The organism is Cobetia crustatorum (genome assembly GCF_000591415.1).
Lineage (GTDB): Bacteria > Pseudomonadota > Gammaproteobacteria > Pseudomonadales > Halomonadaceae > Cobetia > Cobetia crustatorum.
Window position 1 is genome coordinate 22702 of the sequence record NZ_JEMF01000062.1, and the last position, 17863, is coordinate 40564.

At 58.6% G+C, this 17863-nt stretch carries 18 protein-coding genes and 1 pseudogene; 7 read left to right on the forward strand and 12 right to left on the reverse strand.

Annotation, left to right across the window (positions count from 1 at the left end):
* Nucleotides 1-5 precede the first annotated feature (5 nt).
* The 3 genes from BF12_RS22945 to BF12_RS0113000 all read right to left on the reverse strand — a co-directional run bounded on the left by BF12_RS22945 (nt 6) and on the right by BF12_RS0113000 (nt 2986).
* Nucleotides 6-179, reverse strand: coding sequence for a BCCT family transporter (locus tag BF12_RS22945; protein WP_248623712.1), 174 nt, complete (start codon nt 177-179; stop codon nt 6-8).
* Nucleotides 180-383: 204 nt separating this feature from the next.
* Nucleotides 384-1973, reverse strand: a complete 1590-nt coding sequence (locus BF12_RS0112995; protein WP_024952646.1) for an aldehyde dehydrogenase family protein — start codon at nt 1971-1973, stop codon at nt 384-386.
* 2 nt (nt 1974-1975) lie between these two features.
* Nucleotides 1976-2986: an NAD(P)-dependent oxidoreductase gene (locus BF12_RS0113000; protein WP_345917415.1), complete on the reverse strand. Its 1011-nt coding sequence runs from the start codon at nt 2984-2986 to the stop codon at nt 1976-1978.
* A 38-nt stretch (nt 2987-3024) separates the two neighbouring features.
* Between BF12_RS0113000 and BF12_RS0113005 the strand changes: the two genes are divergently transcribed.
* Complete coding sequence (locus tag BF12_RS0113005) at nt 3025-3954, forward strand: LysR family transcriptional regulator (protein ID WP_024952648.1); 930 nt, start codon at nt 3025-3027, stop codon at nt 3952-3954.
* Nucleotides 3955-3958: 4 nt separating this feature from the next.
* On the opposite strand, the gene BF12_RS0113010 is transcribed toward BF12_RS0113005, so the two are convergent.
* Nucleotides 3959-4864 (reverse strand): LysR substrate-binding domain-containing protein, encoded by a 906-nt coding sequence (locus tag BF12_RS0113010; protein WP_024952649.1) that lies wholly within the window; start codon nt 4862-4864, stop codon nt 3959-3961.
* Nucleotides 4865-4997: 133 nt separating this feature from the next.
* Between BF12_RS0113010 and BF12_RS0113015 the strand changes: the two genes are divergently transcribed.
* The 5 genes from BF12_RS0113015 (at nt 4998) to BF12_RS0113035 (ending at nt 9711) form a co-directional block, all read left to right on the forward strand.
* The gene (locus tag BF12_RS0113015) at nt 4998-5474 is read left to right on the forward strand and encodes a nuclear transport factor 2 family protein (RefSeq protein ID WP_024952650.1); all 477 of its coding nucleotides are present in this window, start codon (nt 4998-5000) and stop codon (nt 5472-5474) included.
* 79 nt (nt 5475-5553) lie between these two features.
* The gene (locus BF12_RS0113020) at nt 5554-6195 is read left to right on the forward strand and encodes a glutathione S-transferase family protein (protein ID WP_024952651.1); all 642 of its coding nucleotides are present in this window, start codon (nt 5554-5556) and stop codon (nt 6193-6195) included.
* Nucleotides 6196-6223: 28 nt separating this feature from the next.
* A complete protein-coding gene (locus BF12_RS0113025; RefSeq protein ID WP_024952652.1) occupies nt 6224-8323 on the forward strand; it encodes a 2Fe-2S iron-sulfur cluster-binding protein in 2100 nt (699 codons plus the stop codon).
* A 215-nt stretch (nt 8324-8538) separates the two neighbouring features.
* A complete protein-coding gene (locus tag BF12_RS20090) occupies nt 8539-9030 on the forward strand; it encodes a DUF2628 domain-containing protein (RefSeq protein WP_024952653.1) in 492 nt (163 codons plus the stop codon).
* 42 nt (nt 9031-9072) lie between these two features.
* Complete coding sequence (locus BF12_RS0113035) at nt 9073-9711, forward strand: DUF1294 domain-containing protein (protein ID WP_024952654.1); 639 nt, start codon at nt 9073-9075, stop codon at nt 9709-9711.
* A gap of 122 nt (nt 9712-9833) precedes the next feature.
* Here BF12_RS0113035 and BF12_RS20095 read toward each other — a convergent pair.
* The 6 genes and pseudogenes from BF12_RS20095 to BF12_RS0113065 form a co-directional block, all read right to left on the reverse strand.
* A pseudogene (locus tag BF12_RS20095) lies at nt 9834-11526 on the reverse strand (L-lactate permease).
* Nucleotides 11527-11902: 376 nt separating this feature from the next.
* Nucleotides 11903-12271, reverse strand: a complete 369-nt coding sequence (locus BF12_RS0113045; protein WP_024952655.1) for a hypothetical protein — start codon at nt 12269-12271, stop codon at nt 11903-11905.
* On the reverse strand, nt 12216-12569 hold the full coding sequence (locus tag BF12_RS0113050) for a hypothetical protein (protein ID WP_024952656.1): 354 nt from the start codon (nt 12567-12569) through the stop codon (nt 12216-12218). The genes BF12_RS0113045 and BF12_RS0113050 overlap by 56 nt, the downstream gene beginning before the upstream one ends.
* A 168-nt stretch (nt 12570-12737) precedes the next feature.
* A complete protein-coding gene (locus BF12_RS20100; RefSeq protein WP_024952657.1) occupies nt 12738-13163 on the reverse strand; it encodes a YkvA family protein in 426 nt (141 codons plus the stop codon).
* 168 nt (nt 13164-13331) lie between these two features.
* A complete protein-coding gene (locus BF12_RS0113060; protein ID WP_024952658.1) occupies nt 13332-14057 on the reverse strand; it encodes a pirin family protein in 726 nt (241 codons plus the stop codon).
* 54 nt (nt 14058-14111) lie between these two features.
* On the reverse strand, nt 14112-14570 hold the full coding sequence (locus BF12_RS0113065; RefSeq protein ID WP_024952659.1) for a DoxX family protein: 459 nt from the start codon (nt 14568-14570) through the stop codon (nt 14112-14114).
* A gap of 105 nt (nt 14571-14675) precedes the next feature.
* Between BF12_RS0113065 and BF12_RS0113070 the strand changes: the two genes are divergently transcribed.
* Entirely contained in the window at nt 14676-15584 is a 909-nt protein-coding gene (locus tag BF12_RS0113070; RefSeq protein ID WP_248623713.1) for a LysR substrate-binding domain-containing protein, read from the forward strand.
* Nucleotides 15585-15598: 14 nt separating this feature from the next.
* Here the strand turns inward: BF12_RS0113070 and tdh are convergent, their stop codons facing one another.
* Together tdh and BF12_RS0113080 are read right to left on the reverse strand one after the other, a co-directional pair.
* Nucleotides 15599-16624 (reverse strand): L-threonine 3-dehydrogenase, encoded by a 1026-nt coding sequence (gene tdh, locus BF12_RS0113075; protein ID WP_024952661.1) that lies wholly within the window; start codon nt 16622-16624, stop codon nt 15599-15601.
* Entirely contained in the window at nt 16621-17847 is a 1227-nt protein-coding gene (locus tag BF12_RS0113080; RefSeq protein WP_024952662.1) for a glycine C-acetyltransferase, read from the reverse strand. Before BF12_RS0113080 ends, tdh begins: the two co-directional genes overlap by 4 nt.
* Nucleotides 17848-17863: the final 16 nt, after the last annotated feature.

Sequence of the window (17863 nt, forward strand, 5' to 3'; positions counted from 1 at the left end):
CAGTATCAGCAGATAGAGACTGCCAAGCTGAACAGCCAGGCAAAGTTGTCGAGTATCAAGGTGTTCAGCGCAGTGGTCGCGCCGAGGAAGGCTTCGAGATCCATCAGACTGGCGATGACTGCCGCAATCAGAACTAGAAAGGTTGGCCAGAAGACCAGATGTCGAATAGAACGCACCATACGCTAGTACTCCACGTTTGTTGTTGGTGTGGTGGTGTGACCCGCTACCTTATCGGCTCATCGGGGGGGCGGCCGCAAACGCGAGTTGTGTATGGGGGTATGACGCCCACGCATATTCACCTAACGTCGCAAGGCGCCACTGTTGAAGCTACAACGAATGCAGCAACAGTGACGCCTTGTCGTTCAGCAGCATGCGGGCGCGGTTTATTCCAGACTGGCGCCATAGCCGAAGTTGGCCGCCGGTTGTGCTGCCGTCTCGACCCACACGCTTTTCACTTCACTGTATTCGCGCAGTGCATCCAGACCGGATGAACGCCCATAGCCGCTCTCGCCGTAGCCACCAAACGGCGAGCTGACATGAATGGTCTTGTAGCTGTTGACCCAGAAGGTGCCGGCACGCACCTGACGTGCCACGCGATGCGCGCGGCCGACGTCGCGTGTCCACACCGCGCCTGCCAGTCCGAAGCGGCTATCGTTGGCGATGCGGATGGCATCGGCCTCATCCTCGAAGGGAATCGCGATCACGACCGGCCCGAATATTTCTTCCTGAGCGCATGTCAGCGCGTTATGCCCCGTGAGCACGGTCGGGTTGATGTAGTAGCCGGGGGCGTCGGGAATCGGGTCCGCTGACGAGCCTTCCAATACGGCGCCTTCCTTTAGGGCGCCAGTCAGCATCGCTTTCACATGCTGATACTGCTTGGCATTGTTGATCGGGCCGATCTGAGTGTCGGGATCCAGCGGATTGCCGACCGCGAATTGCGTCGCAGCCTCGGCCAGTGCCGCAGTGAATCTGTCAAAGATCGAGGCCTGAACCAGCAATCGTGAACCGGAGACACAGCTCTGACCGGCACCGGAGAAGATGGCAGCCTGAGCACCGCGCAGTGCGACCTCGAGATCGGCATCCTCGAACACGATATTGGCCGACTTGCCGCCCAGTTCCAGCACGACCGGGATGCAGCGCTGGGCAGCTGCCGTGGCGATGTGACGACCGGTGGCGGGTGAGCCGACGAACACGACCTTGCGAACATCCCCCTCGGCAATGAAGGCCTGGCCGATGGTATGGCCGTAGCCGGCGATGACGTTGACCAGTCCGCGTGGTACGCCCGCGCGCTCGATCAACACGCCTAGCACCAGGGAAGACAGTGCGGTCAGCTCGGACGGTTTGAGAATCACGGCATTGCCGGCCGCGATGGCCGGGGCGATCTGCCAACCGGCGGTGAAGATCGGGGCATTCCACGGTGTGATCTGCAGTACCGTGCCCAGCGGTTCGTAGGTCACGTAGTTGAGGTGTGAGGTCGGTACCGGAATCACCTCGCCGTGCAGCTTGTCTGCCCAACCCGCGTAGTACTCGAACATCTCCGCTACCTTGGCCACCTCGACTCGCGCATCACGGATCGGTTTGTTGGCCGTCAACGACTCAAGTTCAGCCAGCACACCTGCCTGCTCGCGAATCAAGGCACCGACGTGATACATGGCGCGGCCACGCGCTTGAGCGGTAAGCGCCCACCATTCGGCCTGCGCACGCCGAGTGACCTGCGCTGCCAGCGCGACCTGTGAAGCATCCGCATCGGGATAAGACAGCATCAGGCTGTCATCATGGGCGTTGCGTACCTCGATGGGCGCACCCGTACCGATGACGAAGGTGCCATCGATCAGGCTGCCGATCACGCTATCCGCCATATCGGCGTCCATGCCGTCGGCGCCCTGTACGCAGCGACCCTCTCGGAAGGGTTGCATCAATTCTTGAATGCGGTGTGACACGCGTGTGGACTGAGGGGCTGTCATGAGCGACATGGTCATTCTCCGTGGCCGTAGAGGGTAGGGTCGGTACGCTGAACGATGGCGCAGAAGTCTTCGCTGTCATCCAGCGTGGCGCTGCTGTCATCCCACAGCTGCGCGACGGTAGCTGAGAGGGGCAGCTCCATCCCCAGGCGTGCCGTCAGATCACTGGCCAGTCCGACATCCTTGCGCATCAGTCCCATGCTGAAGCCAGAATCGTAGGCCTTGTTGATCACCCAGCTGGGGAACATGACCTGGGTCGCGCCGCTACGTCCCGATCCCGCGTTCAATCCTTCGAGCAGCTTCTCCGGTGAGACACCGGCCCTGGCGGCCATGGAAACGGCCTCTGCCGTGCTGATCAGATGGCAGGCGGCAAGCATGTTGTTGGCAATCTTGGCGACATTGCCTGCGCCGCAGCTGCCGACGTGTACGCGGGTACCACTCATGGCTTCCAGTACCGGCATGGCGCGTGCGAGCACGTCATCCTCGGCTCCGATCACCATCGACATGCTGCCAGTGGCAGCGCCTTTTGGGCCACCGGAGACGGGAGCATCAATGAAGTCGATACCGCGTGTGGCCAGGGCTGCCGCTACCTTGCGACTGGTCTCGGGGGTGGAGGTGGTGGTGTCGATCACGATCAGCCCCGGCTTGCCCAGGGCCAGCAGACTGATGGCGTCCTGTTCGTTTTCCTGAGCGCCTTCCCTGCCCAGACACAGCTGCTCCACATGCTCTGCCTTGGGAAGTGAGAGGATCACGATATCGATCGTCTCCAGCAGCTCGGCAAGCGAGCTGACCGGTGTGACACCTGCTGCGGCCGCTTTCTCACGCGCCGCCTCCGAGAGGTCAAATCCGAATACAGGGAATGCATGACGGGCGAGGGTGGCGGCCATGCCGCCGCCCATGTTGCCCAGGCCAATAACACCGACGGTTGTTGTCATTATGTCTTCCTGCGCAGTGTGATCTGTTGAGTGGGATGCTGTGTTGAAGAGTATGGACAGGGAGTCTCTGTTCCAGCAATAATCCAGAATTCACATTCATGTTGCTTTAAAAGCAACACAGGAGGCTCATGAGTCTGGTGCAAGAGCGACGTATCGGGCATTTCTATGAAGCGGCCAGGTTGGGCAGCGTTCGCGCCGCCGCGGACTATCTGAACGTGGCGCCTTCTGCCGTCAGTCGTCAGATCACACAGCTTGAGCACGAGCTGGGCACGCCATTGCTTGAACGTCATCGTCGAGGGGTCAAGCCCACCGAGGCGGGGGAGCGGGTATTACAGTACTACCGGCAACGCCTGGCGCAGCAGGAGGTATTGCTGGAGTCATTGCAGTCGCTGAAAGGCCTGCAGAGTGGCTCGTTGATACTGGCGATCGGAGAGGGATTCATCGAGGGGCTGGCGGGGCCGCTCAGTCAGTTCTCGACGCGGTATCCGGGCATCGAGATCAAGGTCAATGTCTGCGGCACCAATGAGGTGATCCGTCAGGTCGTCGAGGATGAGGCGCATCTGGGGTTGGTCTTCAATCCCACCGGAGATCCAAGGATTCGTGCACACGCCTCACAGCAACAGCCGGTATGTGCTGTCGTCAGTCCTGAGCATCCACTGGTGTCGACCGCCACTTCCGCAACGCCGTTGCTGACGCTTGAGGCGTTATCTGCCTATCCGCTGGCATTGCCGGAGGTCTCCTTCGGCATTCGTCAGATTCTGACGTTGGCGGAGCATCAGGCAGGCGTCATGTTGCGTCCGACACTCACCTGCAATGCCATCGCGATGCTCAAGCAGTTCGCACTGCATGGCGGGGTGACCTTGCTGCCGGAGTTTGTCGTCAATGAGGAAGTCAATGCGGGAGGACTGTGCCGGATTTCCCTTGAAGGAGACCTGTTCGCCAGTCCACATGTTCGGCTCATCAGCCGTCTGGGGCGGCAGTTGAGTGTCGCGGCCAATCGCCTGTTGATACTGCTGCTGCAAGACATGTCGGCCTTCAGTCATTCGCGCTCTTCGTGAGGAGTCAGCCCGGTGTATCAAGAACGGCCGTATCTCTCAGACGCTTCGCGGCAAGATCGAGAAAGGTACGCACCTTGGCGACGGCACCACGCCCTTCGCTATGCAGAAGGTGAATGGGCAAGGGCGGCGGTTCGAGGGATTCCAGTACGGTTTGCAGGCGTCCCGCCTCAAGATCCTCACCCACCTGATAGGAAAGCACTCGCGTGATCCCCCAGCCCGTGCGGGCCGCTTCTATGCAGGCCGCTATGCTGCTGACGGTCAGACGGGGGCGGATACGTATCGTCTGCTCTCGTTCACTGCCAAAGCGCCACTCCTTGCTGTTGTTCAAGGTGGTGGTCGTGATGATGCGTTGTGTGGCCAGCGCCTCAAGTGTGATGGGTGTGCCGTAGCGTGCGAAGTAGTCAGGGGCGCCACAGACCACGCGGCGTACACTCCCCACACGCAATGCCGTCAGCCCCGAAGAGGGCAGCGCGCCAATGCGCACGGCGATATCAAAGCCTTCCTCGATCATGTTGACCACGCGATCGACCATCACGATGTCGGCTCGCATGTCGGGATAGGTATCGAGATATTCCATCACCAGGGGCATGACATGGATGCGCCCGAATTCGGTCGGGCAGGTGATACGCAGGAGCCCTGTCGGGCGTGTCGCCGCACCACTGACGCCATCATCTGCTGCCTGAAGCTCCGCCAGAATGCGCCGAGCATCCTCCAGATAACGTGTGCCAATATCCGTCAGTCGCACACGGCGGGTTGTCCGCGTGAACAGTCGTGCGCCCAGATGGCTCTCAAGTGCATTGATGCCGCGCGTCACTGATGGCGCACTCATGCCAAGTACGCGGGCACCCGCTGTAAAACTTTCGGCATCGGCCACGGCCACGAAGATTTCCAGGGTCTGTAGTCTGTCCATCCTCGCCTCCTGCGGCGGTTGATTGTTGTCATGTGGCGGAATAATGAATTGTGTCTGCTGAGGATTCTAGCAGCCAGATGAGGGGAGTAGTGTGGGGGATGTGTTTGATTCCCCAACCGCTGGAGCCTTTGTCATGTCAGCCAATCTTCCCCGCCATCCCTTGCCACCGTTCACGCCAGACACTGCGGCACACAAAGTGCGTCTTGCCGAAGACGGCTGGAACAGCCGTGACCCCGAGAAGGTAGCGCTGGCGTATTCGCCGGACACCCGCTGGCGCAATCGTGCCGAATTCGTGACCGGCCGAGATGAGGTCGTGGCCTTCCTCACTCGCAAGTGGGCAAGCGAGCTCGACTACCGCCTGATCAAGGAGCTGTGGGCCAGCGCAGGGGGTCGGCTCGCCGTGCGTTACGCCTATGAATATCGCAATGACAGCGGCCAGTGGTTTCGCGCCTACGGCAATGAGAACTGGCAGTTTGATGAGCAGGGTCTGATGACCCACCGCCACGCCAGCATTAATGAACACCCCATCGCGCAGAGCGAGCGCAAGTTCCATTGGCCATTGGGGCGCCGACCGGATGATCACCCGGGGTTGAGCGATTTCGGCTTCTGAGTCGTCATCGCCAGTCACTTTTCCTGCAGCGCACTGCGCTTGCCGCCCTTGGCTCTTTCCTCACATTGTCAGGTGAATCATGAACTCACGCTTTGCTGCCACATCAGCGCCCATCCGTCTGTTCCGCAATCCGAAGTCCGGCCACTGTCATCGCGTTGAGCTGATGCTGGCACTGCTCGAGCTGCCCTATGTCACCGTTGATCTCGACATGGCCAATGGGGCGCACAAGTTCCCTGAGTACTTGAAGATCAGCCCGTTGGGGCAAGTACCGGCCATCGAGGATAACGGTGACTTTCTCAGCGATTCCAATGCCATTCTGATCTACCTGGTGCGCCGTTACGCGACCGATGATCGTTGGTTGCCGAGTGAGCCGCTGGCGGCAGCGGAAGTCCAGCGCTGGCTATCCATCGCTGCCGGTGAGATCGCGGCGGGTCCGTGTTCAGCGCGATTGGTGACGTTATTCGGTGCATCTCTGGATCATGAGCAGGCTATTGCCCGAGCCCATGCGCTCTTTGTTGTCATGCAACACCACCTCGAACAGCGCTCTTACCTGGCAGGCAGCAGCATCACGCTGGCGGATATCGCCGGCTACAGCTATATCGCACATGCTCCCGAAGGCGGCGTCAGTCTGGCGCCTTATCCGTCAATCGTTGCCTGGCTGGCACGCATTGAGGCACAGCCCCACTTTGTCGGCATGGCCCGTAGCCCCGCGCTGGCATGACGCGCCAACGTTATTTGAGGTAGTCATCATGACGTTTCATCGGCAGGTATTTCACGAAGGTGAACGCCGCGTTCAAGCGCGGGCGGGCGTTCCTGGCAGCTATGTGGATCAAGTGGCACCTTATGTGCGCGGCAAGATGCCTGATCAGCATGTCGCTTTTTTCGAGAGCCTGCCGGTACTGTTCCTGGGCGTGCCAGACAAGCAGGGATGGCCGTGGGCTATCGTGGCTTTTGATGCGCCCGGTGAACTGTGCGAGGTGTCACCGAATGAGATGGTGATTCGCAAGACGCCGCCACTTGCCAAGATACTTGATCTCGAGATTGAGCCAGGGGCCAAGCTTGGGCTGTTGGGGCTCGACATGAGCAGCCGACGACGCAATCGTCTGAACGGCACTGTACTGTCTCACGACGAGCATGGCGTGCGGCTCTCGGTTGATCAGAGCTTTGGCAATTGCCCCCAGTACATTCAGCAACGCGAGGTGGATTGGCAGTCTGGTACGGCGCGCGCACCGACAAGTCATGCCGTCTCAATCACGTCCTCGTTCAGTAAAAGGCTTCTGGCACAGGCCGATACCTTTTTCATCGCCACCCGCGCCGCCGAGCTGGATGCAGCGTCGCATAATGGCGTGGATGTCTCGCACCGTGGTGGCAAGCCCGGTTTCTTGCACCTGAATCCGGATGGCAGTCTGTCGTTCCCGGATTTCGCCGGGAATCGCTTCTTCAATACGCTGGGCAACATTGAACAGGACTCACGCATCAGTCTGTTGATTCCTGATTTCGCCAGCGGAGAAGCGCTTGTGCTGAAGGGGCGGGCGCGTGTGGACTGGAATCCGCAACGTGCGGCATTGATTGAAGGTGCCGAGCGGATTGTGGATGTCGTGCCCGAGCAGGTCCTGCATGTCAGGGATGTCCTTCCCGCGCAGGCGCGCTTGATCGAGCTGTCACCCTCGCTGGCACAGACCGGCGAATGGCCACGCTCAGCGACGCTTCCTCAGATATTTCGTCGTCTGCGTGTCACACGCAAGATCAAGGAAAGTGCGTCGATTACGTCGTTCCATCTAACGCCCATCGCACATGAGGCCGAGACGGTGGAGGCCTATCGGGCGGGGCAGTCTCTCACCCTGCGGTTGTCGTCGACGCCATCACAACCTCTAACCAGTGGCTCGATTCCGGTCATGCGCAGCTACAGTCTGTCTCAAGCGTGGCATGGCGATCTCACGGGCTATCGAATTTCGGTCAGGCGTGACCCACAGGGCGTCGCCTCCCGGTTGCTGCATGATGAGCTTTTAGTGGGCGATGTGATCGAGGCATTGCCGCCGACGGGCGACTTCACGTTGCAAGCAGCGTCCGCACCGATCGTGTTGCTGTCATCTGGCGTCGGTATCACGCCGATGATCGCCATGCTGGAGGAGCGGATCCGGCAGGTAACGGCGGGTGATACCGAGCCACATGAGGTGTTCTTCGTTCATGTCGCACGTGATGACGAAGAACAGGCCTTTGCAGACGAACTCGAGGCATGGGCACACAAGCATTCATGGTTGCACCTGCATATCGCTCACTCACGATCGCCTGCCAGCGCGACGTCCTCGTCTCGTCATCATTCGCGTGGACGCTTGGCGCTATCATCGCTGATGCACTGGTTACCGGACATGGCCCATAGCCATGTCTATCTGTGCGGTTCGGAAGGTTTCATGAGAGCGCAACATGCCGCGCTCATGACGCTGGGATTACCGCGTGAGCACTTGCATCACGAATTCTTCGGGCAGGGGGCGTTGGACTCTGAGGCACCGTTTGGAGATGGCGCATCTTCACTGCACACGTTGCCGGAGCGCGCAGAAGTCACCTTCATACCGCGGGCTCAGCGCGGACGACCCTTGCCGCGGGAGGCTGCCACGATTGCCGAATGGCTCCCCGAGAAAGGCACCTTGCTGGAGCTGGCGGAACAGGCTGGTCTGGCGCCCTTGTCGAGTTGCCGATCCGGTCGCTGTGGAAGTTGTGCCTTACGTCTGGTGTCGGGGGAGGTTCAATATCCTGTTGCGCCGCACGCAGCCATCGCGCAAGGGCAGGTGCTGATGTGTTGTGCCTATCCTGCCACTGAGCAGCCTGTGGTCATTGGCCTGTCTGGATGATCGTCCCTGCACACGGCGTTCATGCATCTGGTGCGCAGCACGCCTCCGTCCGTGGAGGAGGCGGAGTTCATGGTCCTGACAAGTGCAGATGTTTATAGTGACAGGCTTTGAGGTGTCGATGAGGCCATGGGTGTCATTGGCACAGTTCATCTGTGACCTGCGTGTTCAGCACGTGTTCTGCGTGTGGACGAGGGCATCTGACAAGGATTTTCGTGATGGCGACATACCGTATTTTGGAGCATCCCCTGCATGGTCCCCGTGCCGTCAAACAGGGCTGGTCATGGCCCGCCTTCTTCTTCGGGGTTTTCTGGGCGCTATACAAGCGGATTTGGATACTCGCGGCCAGTCTGTTCGGTTTCATCGTGCTCAGCTCAGTGCTCATTCCGGCAACGGTGGAAGGACAGCTGATATCCAATGTGCTGTTTCTTGGCTTGAACCTCACGATTAGCCTCAAGGGCAATCAGTGGTACGCCAGCCTTTTGGAAACTCAAGGCTATCAATATCAGATGCAGGTGGAAGCACGTAATCCGAATGAGGCGCTGGCGCGCTCAGCTGAGCAAAAGGCTGCAATGGCGAATGACGCCATTCAGGGCAGCTTCCGTGATGACGACCAGCGTACTGAGCATGACGACAACGATCATGATAATGACCAGAATGGGGGTGGCAATGCTGGGGGTGGCAAGAGCACTGGCACCTTTGTTGGCTAGAGATGGCCGCTGGACAATGACACACGGACGAGTCGCTGGCACATGAGCCTTCAAGGAAGATTGACGCGCTGGAACGATGACAAGGGTTTTGGCTTCATCAAGCCGTCATTGGGCGGGCAGGAGGTGTTCGCTCATATTAGTGCGTACAAGGGGCGCGGACGGCCGAAAGCCAGTGCGCAGGTGCATTATCAGTTGGGCATGGATGAGAACAATCGCCCACGTGCCACACGCTTTCGCACGCTTGGGGCAGGAGCTTCCACTACTTCTGCTGGAGTGGGGCTTGCATGGTTGATGATGCTGGTCGTGATGGTCGTGCTCGGGGCAGGCTGGCAGCAGGGGCGTCTGCCCTGGATGTTGCCAGTGGCGTATCTGGGCATGAGTCTGGTGACGTATCTGGCCTATCGAGTCGACAAGCAGGCCGCGACATCAGGGGAGTGGCGTGTGTCCGAGGGGAAATTGCACCTCATGGAGCTGCTGTGTGGCTGGCCGGGCGCGTGGATCGCCCAGCAGAGCCTGCGCCACAAGACGCGCAAGACAAGCTATCGGGTCGTGTTCTGGTGTGTGGTATTGATCAACATCGCTGCCGTGAGCTGGCTGACTCTCTCGCCGGATGCCGCGGCCATTCGCGATCTGCTCGGCTTTCCTGTCATGGCGGGAGAGGCCATGATCCGCTGGTCATGAGCGGGTATCGTCAGTACCTATCAACGACAAAGGGGCCTTTCGAGGCCCCTTTGTCGTTGTGGATCAACCCCATCCAGCACACCGTTGTCTGCGTCTCCACGGTAGCTGCTGAAGTGTCTGTTCTAGCGCATCAATCCATCCACTACGCCGATGCCATGGAAGGCAATCATGCCGATGATACCGGCGAAGATGACGTAGTAGAGCGTCGGTAGAATCGTCTTTCTCAGCGTGATGCCTTCGCGCCCCAGTAGGCCCACGGTGGCAGAAGCGGCGACCACGTTATGGATGGCGATCATGTTGCCGGCAGCAGCACCCACGGCCTGTAGCGCGACCATCATGGCGCTGGAGAGGCCCAGAGCTTCGGCGACGTTGAACTGGAAGTCAGCCAGCATCAGATTGGAGACGGTATTGGAGCCGGCGATAAAGGCACCGAGCGCGCGACAGCTGGCGCAAACAGTGGATAGATGTCGCCGACGCTATCGGCAATGAACTGTGCCATCGCGACGGGCATCGAGACCAGGTCCGCCTCATTGACGCCCGAGTTGATCAGGATGCGCACCATCGGGATGGTGAACAGCAGTACGAAGCCAGCGCCCAGAATCGTGCGGCTGGACTCCGAGACTGCAGCGCCGACATCCTTCATGCGCATCCGGTGAAGCACGGTGGTCAGCAAGACCACCACGACCAGGATACCGCCGGGCAGATATAGCGGTTGCAGGCTTCCGGAAATGTCACTTTCACCTAGAATGCCGTTCCAGCCGAAGCTCAGGGAGGTCAGTGCCTCCTTGAGAGGAGGGATGACGCGCGAGAGTACCAGTAGCACGGCAAGCAGCACATAGGGCATCCAGCCCATACCGACGGAAAGCGGCTTGCGGCCTTCTACGGGCTCCAGTGTCATGTCCAGCTTGCCAATCCACTCCTGCGGCCAGCTCTCGACTTTCGGGAAGTCCCAGGTGGTGGTAGGAAGCAAGAAGCCCTTGCGCGCAGCAGGCACGACAATGGCCAGTCCCACCATGGCACCGATCATTGACGGGAATTCCGGGCCGAGCAGCATGCCGGCCAGCACATAAGGCACCACGAAACACACACCGGCGAACAGGGCGAATGGTGCCACTTCCAGGCCTTCACGCCAGGAGCGATTCGCTCCGAAGAAGCGCACCATCACAGCGACCATGATCAATGGCATGCAGATACCGATGATGCCGTGCGTGATCGCGACTTCAGAGGTGATCAGCTGGAAGTAGCTATCCCAGCTGGAGCCATTGCTGGCCAGAGTTTCGCTGACACCTGCCTTGTTGAGTCCACCTGATACCCCGACGACGATGGGTGTGCCAACTGCGCCGAAGGACACGGGAGTTGATTGCACCATCATGCCGACGACGACAGCGGCCAGTGCCGGAAATCCCAGCGCTACCATCAGAGGGGCGGCAACAGCGGCTGGCGTACCGAATCCAGAGGCACCTTCGATAAAGCACCCGAACAACCATGCAACGATAATGGCCTGTACGCGACGATCAGGCTGATGCCGGAGAAGCCGTTGCGAATCGCGGCGATACCGCCGGAGTGCTTGAGTGTATTCAGCAGCAGCAGAGCGCCGAAGATGATCCACAGGATAGCGACGGTCAGAATCAACCCTTGCAGCGAGGAGGCAAGTACGCGGTTGAAAGTCATGTCCCACGCCAGTAACGCAATCAACGCCGTTACTACGAAGACGATAGGCATGGCGATACGCGCGGCCATGCGAAAACCGATCAATAGAATTCCCGCAAGTAGTAATGGCACAAAGGCTAGTAGAGCCAGTAGCGACTGATTCATGTGCAGCACTCTCCGTGATGTGGCGCAGCGAACGTCATTATTGTTGTGGGTGAATGCGTCATGTTCATACCTGTGATGCTAGCTCAAGGTAAGAGAGTCGATTTGTTTCTGCTACTGGAGGTCATCTGGTAATACCAGTGGGGTTTTAGGCATTTCAATGGCGCAATATGTTGAATGTAATGATGTTTAAGGGATTGTGGATGTGCCTTTATCTCGCGGAGTACCACAATGATTAGACTAATAGGCATGCTGCCGTGAAGCTCAGTGGTGGGGCTTGGGGCGTTACGAGACGATCAGTGATAAAAGAAAAATGGCCCGACTGCAGGACAGACGAGGCATCAGAGAGGCGAGGGCGGTGAAGCTTGCGGTATGCCGGCTAGCTACCCGCTGCAAGGAGTGGACGACTGGCATGGTGAAAGAAGTCGTTCATGGTCAGCAGTAAATATTTCTTCATCATGTTCTGCGCTGGTAGAAAGATGCGATTTCCAAAGTCGAAATTCCCCGCTTGATGAGGCACGGAATCCTTGACCGCATAGTCCTTGCTGAAAAGTAGTCGCTCGTTCTTGTCATAGAGCCGATATTCGACATTGAAGTCAGCAATGATGTCGAAGTCTTCATTGGCAATGCCGAACGTCAGCAGGTTCTTGGGCAGATTGATGGCCATCAGATAGTCGAGGTAGACCGGGCCCCTATTCTCGTGCGCCAGAATCTCGACCTGCAGGCGATAATCGCCCGCGCGCATCATGAGTGATGCTCGAGCTACTCGGTAGCTGTTCGCGCAATAGCTGATCGAAGTGGGTCATGGCTGGCGAACAGACGTACGATAACTTGACGCTGCCAAGGGGCTGCATGGCTTGCTGAGCAACGCCAGAAAACAGGTCAGCCTCGGGCTGGCTGTAATAAATATCGGGGAAAAAGGTCTTGTTCTCGTAGGCTGGAGCCTGAACAGGCTGTATCACGGGAATATCAATCTGTGCGCGCGAGACACAGCCGGTCATCAGGAGTGCCGCCAGACCCACAAGTGCGGGTTTCATCAATGTCATGGAGGTTTCCTGAGTGTTCATGTCTCTAGCGATTGTCTCTAAGGGCTGTCTCTAGCCAACGCTTCTAGGCAATGACAAGGTCAAGGTGACAACGGCCGTCAGGATATCATGCTGACGGCAAGCGACTGAACGTAAGGCAGGGAGTGCGTTTCAACCTTTCCGAGGACATCAATCAAACCAGCGCTTGAGCACTTTATCGGCTCGCTCGGCATGCTCCTGCTTGATGTGAGCTGCCACAATGGCAACGGCACCGGCCATTAGAGTGAGATCATCCGTATAGCCCAGCAATGGAGTGAAATCCGGTAGCGCATCAATCGGTGAGATGAAGTAACCCAATGCGCCGTAGATGGTGGTTCTGGCCCAGATCGGCGTGTCGGAATCCTGAGCCGCAAAATACATGCGAAATGCGGGATTAAGAACGGTTTTGCCGGCCTTTTTCGCCACCTTCGAGACCTTGTCCCAGAAACCTTCGGTGGAATATGCGTCAGCGTGCACATGAAGGTTTGTCTGAGCATCAGATACGCTCTCCGCGTACCTAGCGGGGACCGACTTGTCTGCCTGAATGATGACGGGGGTACGAGTGTCGGTTGTCATGACACGTCCTCCTGTAAAGATGATCGTCTGCGTCGTTGGCCCGAAAGACTCGACGGTAGAATACTAAAGCGTGGGACAGATTAGTCGTGAGTGAGTTCACCCTCTGACTATTCTGCCCCACGCAGTCGATCATCGTGACGCTTATGTTCGATATGGTGTTCCGTCGACTCAGGCGGGTAGATCGAACAGTAAGGCATGCAGGGATTGTGCGCCGCTCAGTACCAGTGGCGCGTCTTGCTTCGTATTGACCGCGGCTGCATCGCCCGCCTTCAGGGTTTCGCCTTGCAGACTTACCTGGCCTTCGATGACATGCAGGTAATAGACACGATTCGGGCGCTGTGGCAGTTCAAGATCTTGCCCATCAAGCTGGACGCGATACATCCGTGCGTCCTGATTGATGCTTAGCACGTCAGCGTCAGTGTTAGCGTTATCGGCGCCAGTCTTGTCATCTGCTGGCGCGATCAATAGCTGCAGACCTGGCGTGGGCTCAAAAGGTTGCTGCTGATAGCGCGGCGTCAGCCCTTTGGCGTTCGGTGTGATCCAGATTTGCAGGAAGTGTAGCGAATCATGCTCTGAAACGTTGTACTCGCTGTGCTCAACGCCAGTACCGGCGCTCATCACCTGTACTTCACCTGCACTCAGCTTTCGGTGCGAGCCCAGCGTATCGCGATGCTCGATGCTGCCTTGTAGCACGTAGCTGATGATTTCCATATCGCGATGCGGGTGGGCATCGAATCCCGCACCTGGTGCCACGATATCGTCATTGATGACGCGTAGCACCGAAACCCCCATATGCGCGGGATCGTAGTAGCTGGCAAAGGAAAAGCTGTGACGGCTTTCGAGCCAGTCGAATCTGGCGTGGCCGCGCTCATTGTTACGACGTAGGTACATCATGACGAGTCCTCATCTGTTGAACGGGGGGATCAATCGGCGAGTCTTCGCGGTGGGTTATCGAGCCGAGAATAGCAGCCGATCCAGCGAGGCCTTGCCGCCGCCCAGTAGTGCCAGGGCGACCGAGGTGGTCATCAGTGCCAGTGCATACTCATAGCCATTGTTGCTGGCAAACAGACCATTGCTGATATGAACGGTGAGAATGGCGATCAACATGGTAAAGGCTAGTACCGCGGCAGCCGGGCGGGTCAGCAGGCCGATCAGAATGGCGAGACCACCGAAGAATTCACCACTGCCGGACAACAGTGCCATCAGGTAGCCGGGCTCGATACCCATGGAGGCCATCCACTGCCCGGTGCCTTCCAGGCCATAACCGCCGAAAGCGCCGAACAGCTTTTGCGCACCGTGCGCCATGAAGATGATGCCGGTGGGCACGCGCAGTATCAGGCTGGCGACGTTGTCATCAGCACTCAGCAGACGAGAAAGTGTGGACTTGAATAGGGAAGGTGTGGACATGATGTTCTCCATTGAGTGAGTTATCTTGATCAATGGATGTACTATAACGACTGACATAATGAAAAAATAACGGAGGTTTTTGACCTAAAAGGTCAAATTTTTTGAATGATGACATCACCCATCACTCTGGATGCACTGCGCGTACTGGATGCCATCGAACGACGCGGCAGTTTCGCCGCCGCTGCCGAGTCGCTGTATCGCGTACCGTCGGCGGTGTCCTACACCGTTCAGAAGCTTGAGGAAGAGATGGGCGTGCCGTTGTTTGATCGCTCTCGACGTCGCGCAGCACTGACCGATGCCGGGCGTCTGGTGCTCGAGCATGGCCGCCGAATCCTGTTGGCGACCGATGAGATGACGGCCTTGGCACGCCAGTCTGGTGCTGGTTGGGAGGTCGAATTGCGCATCTGTGTCGATACCATTCTCGAGCCGGATGCCCTCTATCCGTTGCTGGAAGCGTTTCAGTCCATCCAGCCGCGGACGCGGGTCGTGTTGAGCGAGGAGGTGATGGGCGGGGCGTGGGACGCGTTGCATGACAATCGCTGTGATCTGGTGATCGGCGCGCCGGGGGAGGCGCCGGTCTCAGGGTTGGCAAGCCAGCAATTGGGTGAGGTGTCGCTGGTCTTTGCCGTCGCCCGTGGTCACCCGCTGACAGGTATGCCGCAGCCGCTGTCTGCCGAAGTCTTGCGCGATTACCCGACGGTAGTAGTGGCTGACAGCTCACGCAGCTTGCCCAGTCTCTCATCGGGTTTGCTGGATGGGCGTAGTCAGATCATCGTACCGACCATCGCTCAGAAGATCGAGATTCAGCACAAGGGACTGGGAGTGGGCTATCTGCCGTTGCATCGCGTGCAGCGTCAGATCGCGGCGGGGAGCCTGGAGATACTGGCCTTGGAGGTGGATAGGGCTCCCGTCACGCTTTCCATTGCCTGGCGCAGTGGTCGCCAGGGCAAGGCGCTCAAATGGTTCATCGAGCGCCTGTGCGCGCCGGGCATGGGCGCAGCCTTCGGTCTATGAAAGGACCGCGGTGACTAGCCCCAATCGAGCACGACCTTGCCTGATTGCCCCGAGCCCATGATCTCGAAGCCCTGCTCGAAGTCGTCGATGGGTAGGCGATGGGTAATAATGGGCGATAGATCCAGCCCCGATTGGATCAAACTGGCCATCTTGTACCAGGTCTCGAACATCTCACGGCCATAGATGCCCTTGATGGTCAGACCCTTGAAGATGACCTTGGTCCAGTCGATGGCCATCTCACCGGGCGGGATGCCCAGCATGGCAATCTTGCCACCATGATTGATGACATCCAGCATCTGGCCCACGGCTGACGGCACGCCGGACATCTCAAGCACGACATCAAAGCCTTCGTGCATGTGCAGTTCCGCCATCACATCCTTCAGCGATTCGCGGCTGACATTTACGGTGCGGGTCGCGCCCATCTTCTTGGCCAGTGCCAGCCGGTAGTCGTTCACATCCGTGATCACCACATGGCGGGCCCCGATGTGCCTCACCACTGCTGCTGCCATGATGCCAATGGGGCCAGCGCCGGTGATCAATACATCTTCGCCAACCACATCGAAGGCCAGTGCCGTATGCACGGCATTGCCAAAGGGATCAAAGATGGCGGCCAAGTCATCACTGATCTCATCCGGCAGCTTGAATAGGTTGTAGGCGGGCAGGGCGAGATATTCAGCAAAGGCACCGGGGCGGTTGACGCCGACGCCCTCGGTATTGCGACACAGATGGCGACGCCCCGCGCGGCAGTTACGGCAATGTCCGCAGGTGATGTGCCCTTCGCCGGAGACGCGATCGCCAATCTCGAAACCGCGAACTTCACTGCCCAGTGCGACGATTTCGCCTGCGTACTCATGTCCGGTCACCATCGGCACTGGCACGGTGTTCTGTGACCACTCATCCCACTGGAAGATGTGCATGTCAGTGCCGCAGATGGCGGTCTTGCGGATCTTGATCAGCGCATCGTTATGGCCGATTTCCGGTATCGCCGTATCGGTCATCCAGATGCCCGGTTCTGGTCTTAGCTTGGCTATCGCCTTCATGAACGTTCTCCCGGTGACGTACTGATCACGCCCAGCTCGCGGCCGATGCGTGTGAAGGCAGCAATCGCGGTATCAATCTGCTCTGGTGTATGTGCAGCAGAAATCTGGGTGCGAATTCGCGCCTGCCCCTTGGGGACGACGGGATAAGAGAAACCGATTACGTAGATACCAACGTCCAACAGGCGATTGGCGAACTCCCCCGCAAGGCGAGCATCGCCCAGCATCACGGGAATGATGGCGTGACCCGCTCCGGCGAGGGTAAAGCCGGCAGCCTGCATGCCACTGCGGAAGCGTTCGACGTTGTCCCACAGCATTTGGCGCGACTCGCCATTGTCCTCAATCTTGTCCAGCGCCTTGAGGGTCGCTGCGACAATCGGCGGTGCCAACGAATTGGAGAACAGGTAAGGGCGTGAGCGCTGACGCAGCCACTCGACAATCGGCCCGCGTGCCGCTGTCACACCGCCAGAGGCACCGCCCAGCGCCTTGCCGAAAGTGGTGGTGATGATGTCCACCTTGTCCATCACGTCATGATATTCGTGGCTACCACGCCCGTTGGCACCGACAAAGCCGGTGGCGTGAGAGTCATCCACCATGACCAGTGCGTTGTAGCGTTCTGCCAGTTCGCAGATACCCTTGAGATTGGCGATCACACCATCCATCGAGAAAACGCCATCTGTCGCGATCAACGTGAAACGGGCACCTGCGGCGGCCGCGTCCTTGAGACGCGCTTCAAGCTCGGCCATATCGTTATTGGCGTAGCGATAGCGCTTCGCTTTGCATAGGCGAACGCCATCGATGATTGAGGCGTGGTTGAGGGCATCCGAGATGATGGCATCTTCAGGGCCGAACAGCGTCTCGAACAAGCCACCATTGGCATCAAAGCACGAGGAGTACAGGATGGCATCGTCCATGCCCAGGAAGTTCGCAAGGCGTTTTTCCAGCACGCGATGTTCCCGGTGGGTACCGCAGATGAAGCGTACCGATGCCATGCCGAAGCCATCGCGGTCCAGCGCCTGATGTGCTGCTGCGACCAACTCAGGATCATCAGCCAGGCCCAGATAGTTGTTGGCGCAGAAGTTGATGACCTCATCCCCTTCTTGTCCGCTGGCGACCCGAATGCTGGCTCGTTGGGGCGAGGTAAGCTCGCGCTCCTGCTTGTAGAGACCTTCTTCGTGTAGCTCGGTTATCTGGCGGTTGAGATGCTCATTGAAACTGGCTGGCATAGGGCGCTCCTGTGTG

Bases quoted from the DNA above. Each gene is read 5' to 3' on its own strand.
- BF12_RS22945 (WP_248623712.1), bottom strand. From the start codon at position 179: ATGGTGCGTTCTATTCGACATCTGGTCTTCTGGCCAACCTTTCTAGTT.
- BF12_RS0112995 (WP_024952646.1), bottom strand. From the start codon at position 1,973: ATGTCGCTCATGACAGCCCCTCAGTCCACACGCGTGTCACACCGCATT.
- BF12_RS0113005 (WP_024952648.1), top strand. From the start codon at position 3,025: ATGAGTCTGGTGCAAGAGCGACGTATCGGGCATTTCTATGAAGCGGCC.
- BF12_RS0113010 (WP_024952649.1), bottom strand. From the start codon at position 4,864: ATGGACAGACTACAGACCCTGGAAATCTTCGTGGCCGTGGCCGATGCC.
- BF12_RS0113015 (WP_024952650.1), top strand. From the start codon at position 4,998: ATGTCAGCCAATCTTCCCCGCCATCCCTTGCCACCGTTCACGCCAGAC.
- BF12_RS0113020 (WP_024952651.1), top strand. From the start codon at position 5,554: ATGAACTCACGCTTTGCTGCCACATCAGCGCCCATCCGTCTGTTCCGC.
- BF12_RS0113025 (WP_024952652.1), top strand. From the start codon at position 6,224: ATGACGTTTCATCGGCAGGTATTTCACGAAGGTGAACGCCGCGTTCAA.
- BF12_RS20090 (WP_024952653.1), top strand. From the start codon at position 8,539: ATGGCGACATACCGTATTTTGGAGCATCCCCTGCATGGTCCCCGTGCC.
- BF12_RS0113035 (WP_024952654.1), top strand. From the start codon at position 9,073: ATGAGCCTTCAAGGAAGATTGACGCGCTGGAACGATGACAAGGGTTTT.
- BF12_RS0113045 (WP_024952655.1), bottom strand. From the start codon at position 12,271: ATGATGCGCGCGGGCGATTATCGCCTGCAGGTCGAGATTCTGGCGCAC.
- BF12_RS0113050 (WP_024952656.1), bottom strand. From the start codon at position 12,569: ATGACATTGATGAAACCCGCACTTGTGGGTCTGGCGGCACTCCTGATG.
- BF12_RS20100 (WP_024952657.1), bottom strand. From the start codon at position 13,163: ATGACAACCGACACTCGTACCCCCGTCATCATTCAGGCAGACAAGTCG.
- BF12_RS0113060 (WP_024952658.1), bottom strand. From the start codon at position 14,057: ATGATGTACCTACGTCGTAACAATGAGCGCGGCCACGCCAGATTCGAC.
- BF12_RS0113065 (WP_024952659.1), bottom strand. From the start codon at position 14,570: ATGTCCACACCTTCCCTATTCAAGTCCACACTTTCTCGTCTGCTGAGT.
- BF12_RS0113070 (WP_248623713.1), top strand. From the start codon at position 14,676: ATGATGACATCACCCATCACTCTGGATGCACTGCGCGTACTGGATGCC.
- tdh (WP_024952661.1), bottom strand. From the start codon at position 16,624: ATGAAGGCGATAGCCAAGCTAAGACCAGAACCGGGCATCTGGATGACC.
- BF12_RS0113080 (WP_024952662.1), bottom strand. From the start codon at position 17,847: ATGCCAGCCAGTTTCAATGAGCATCTCAACCGCCAGATAACCGAGCTA.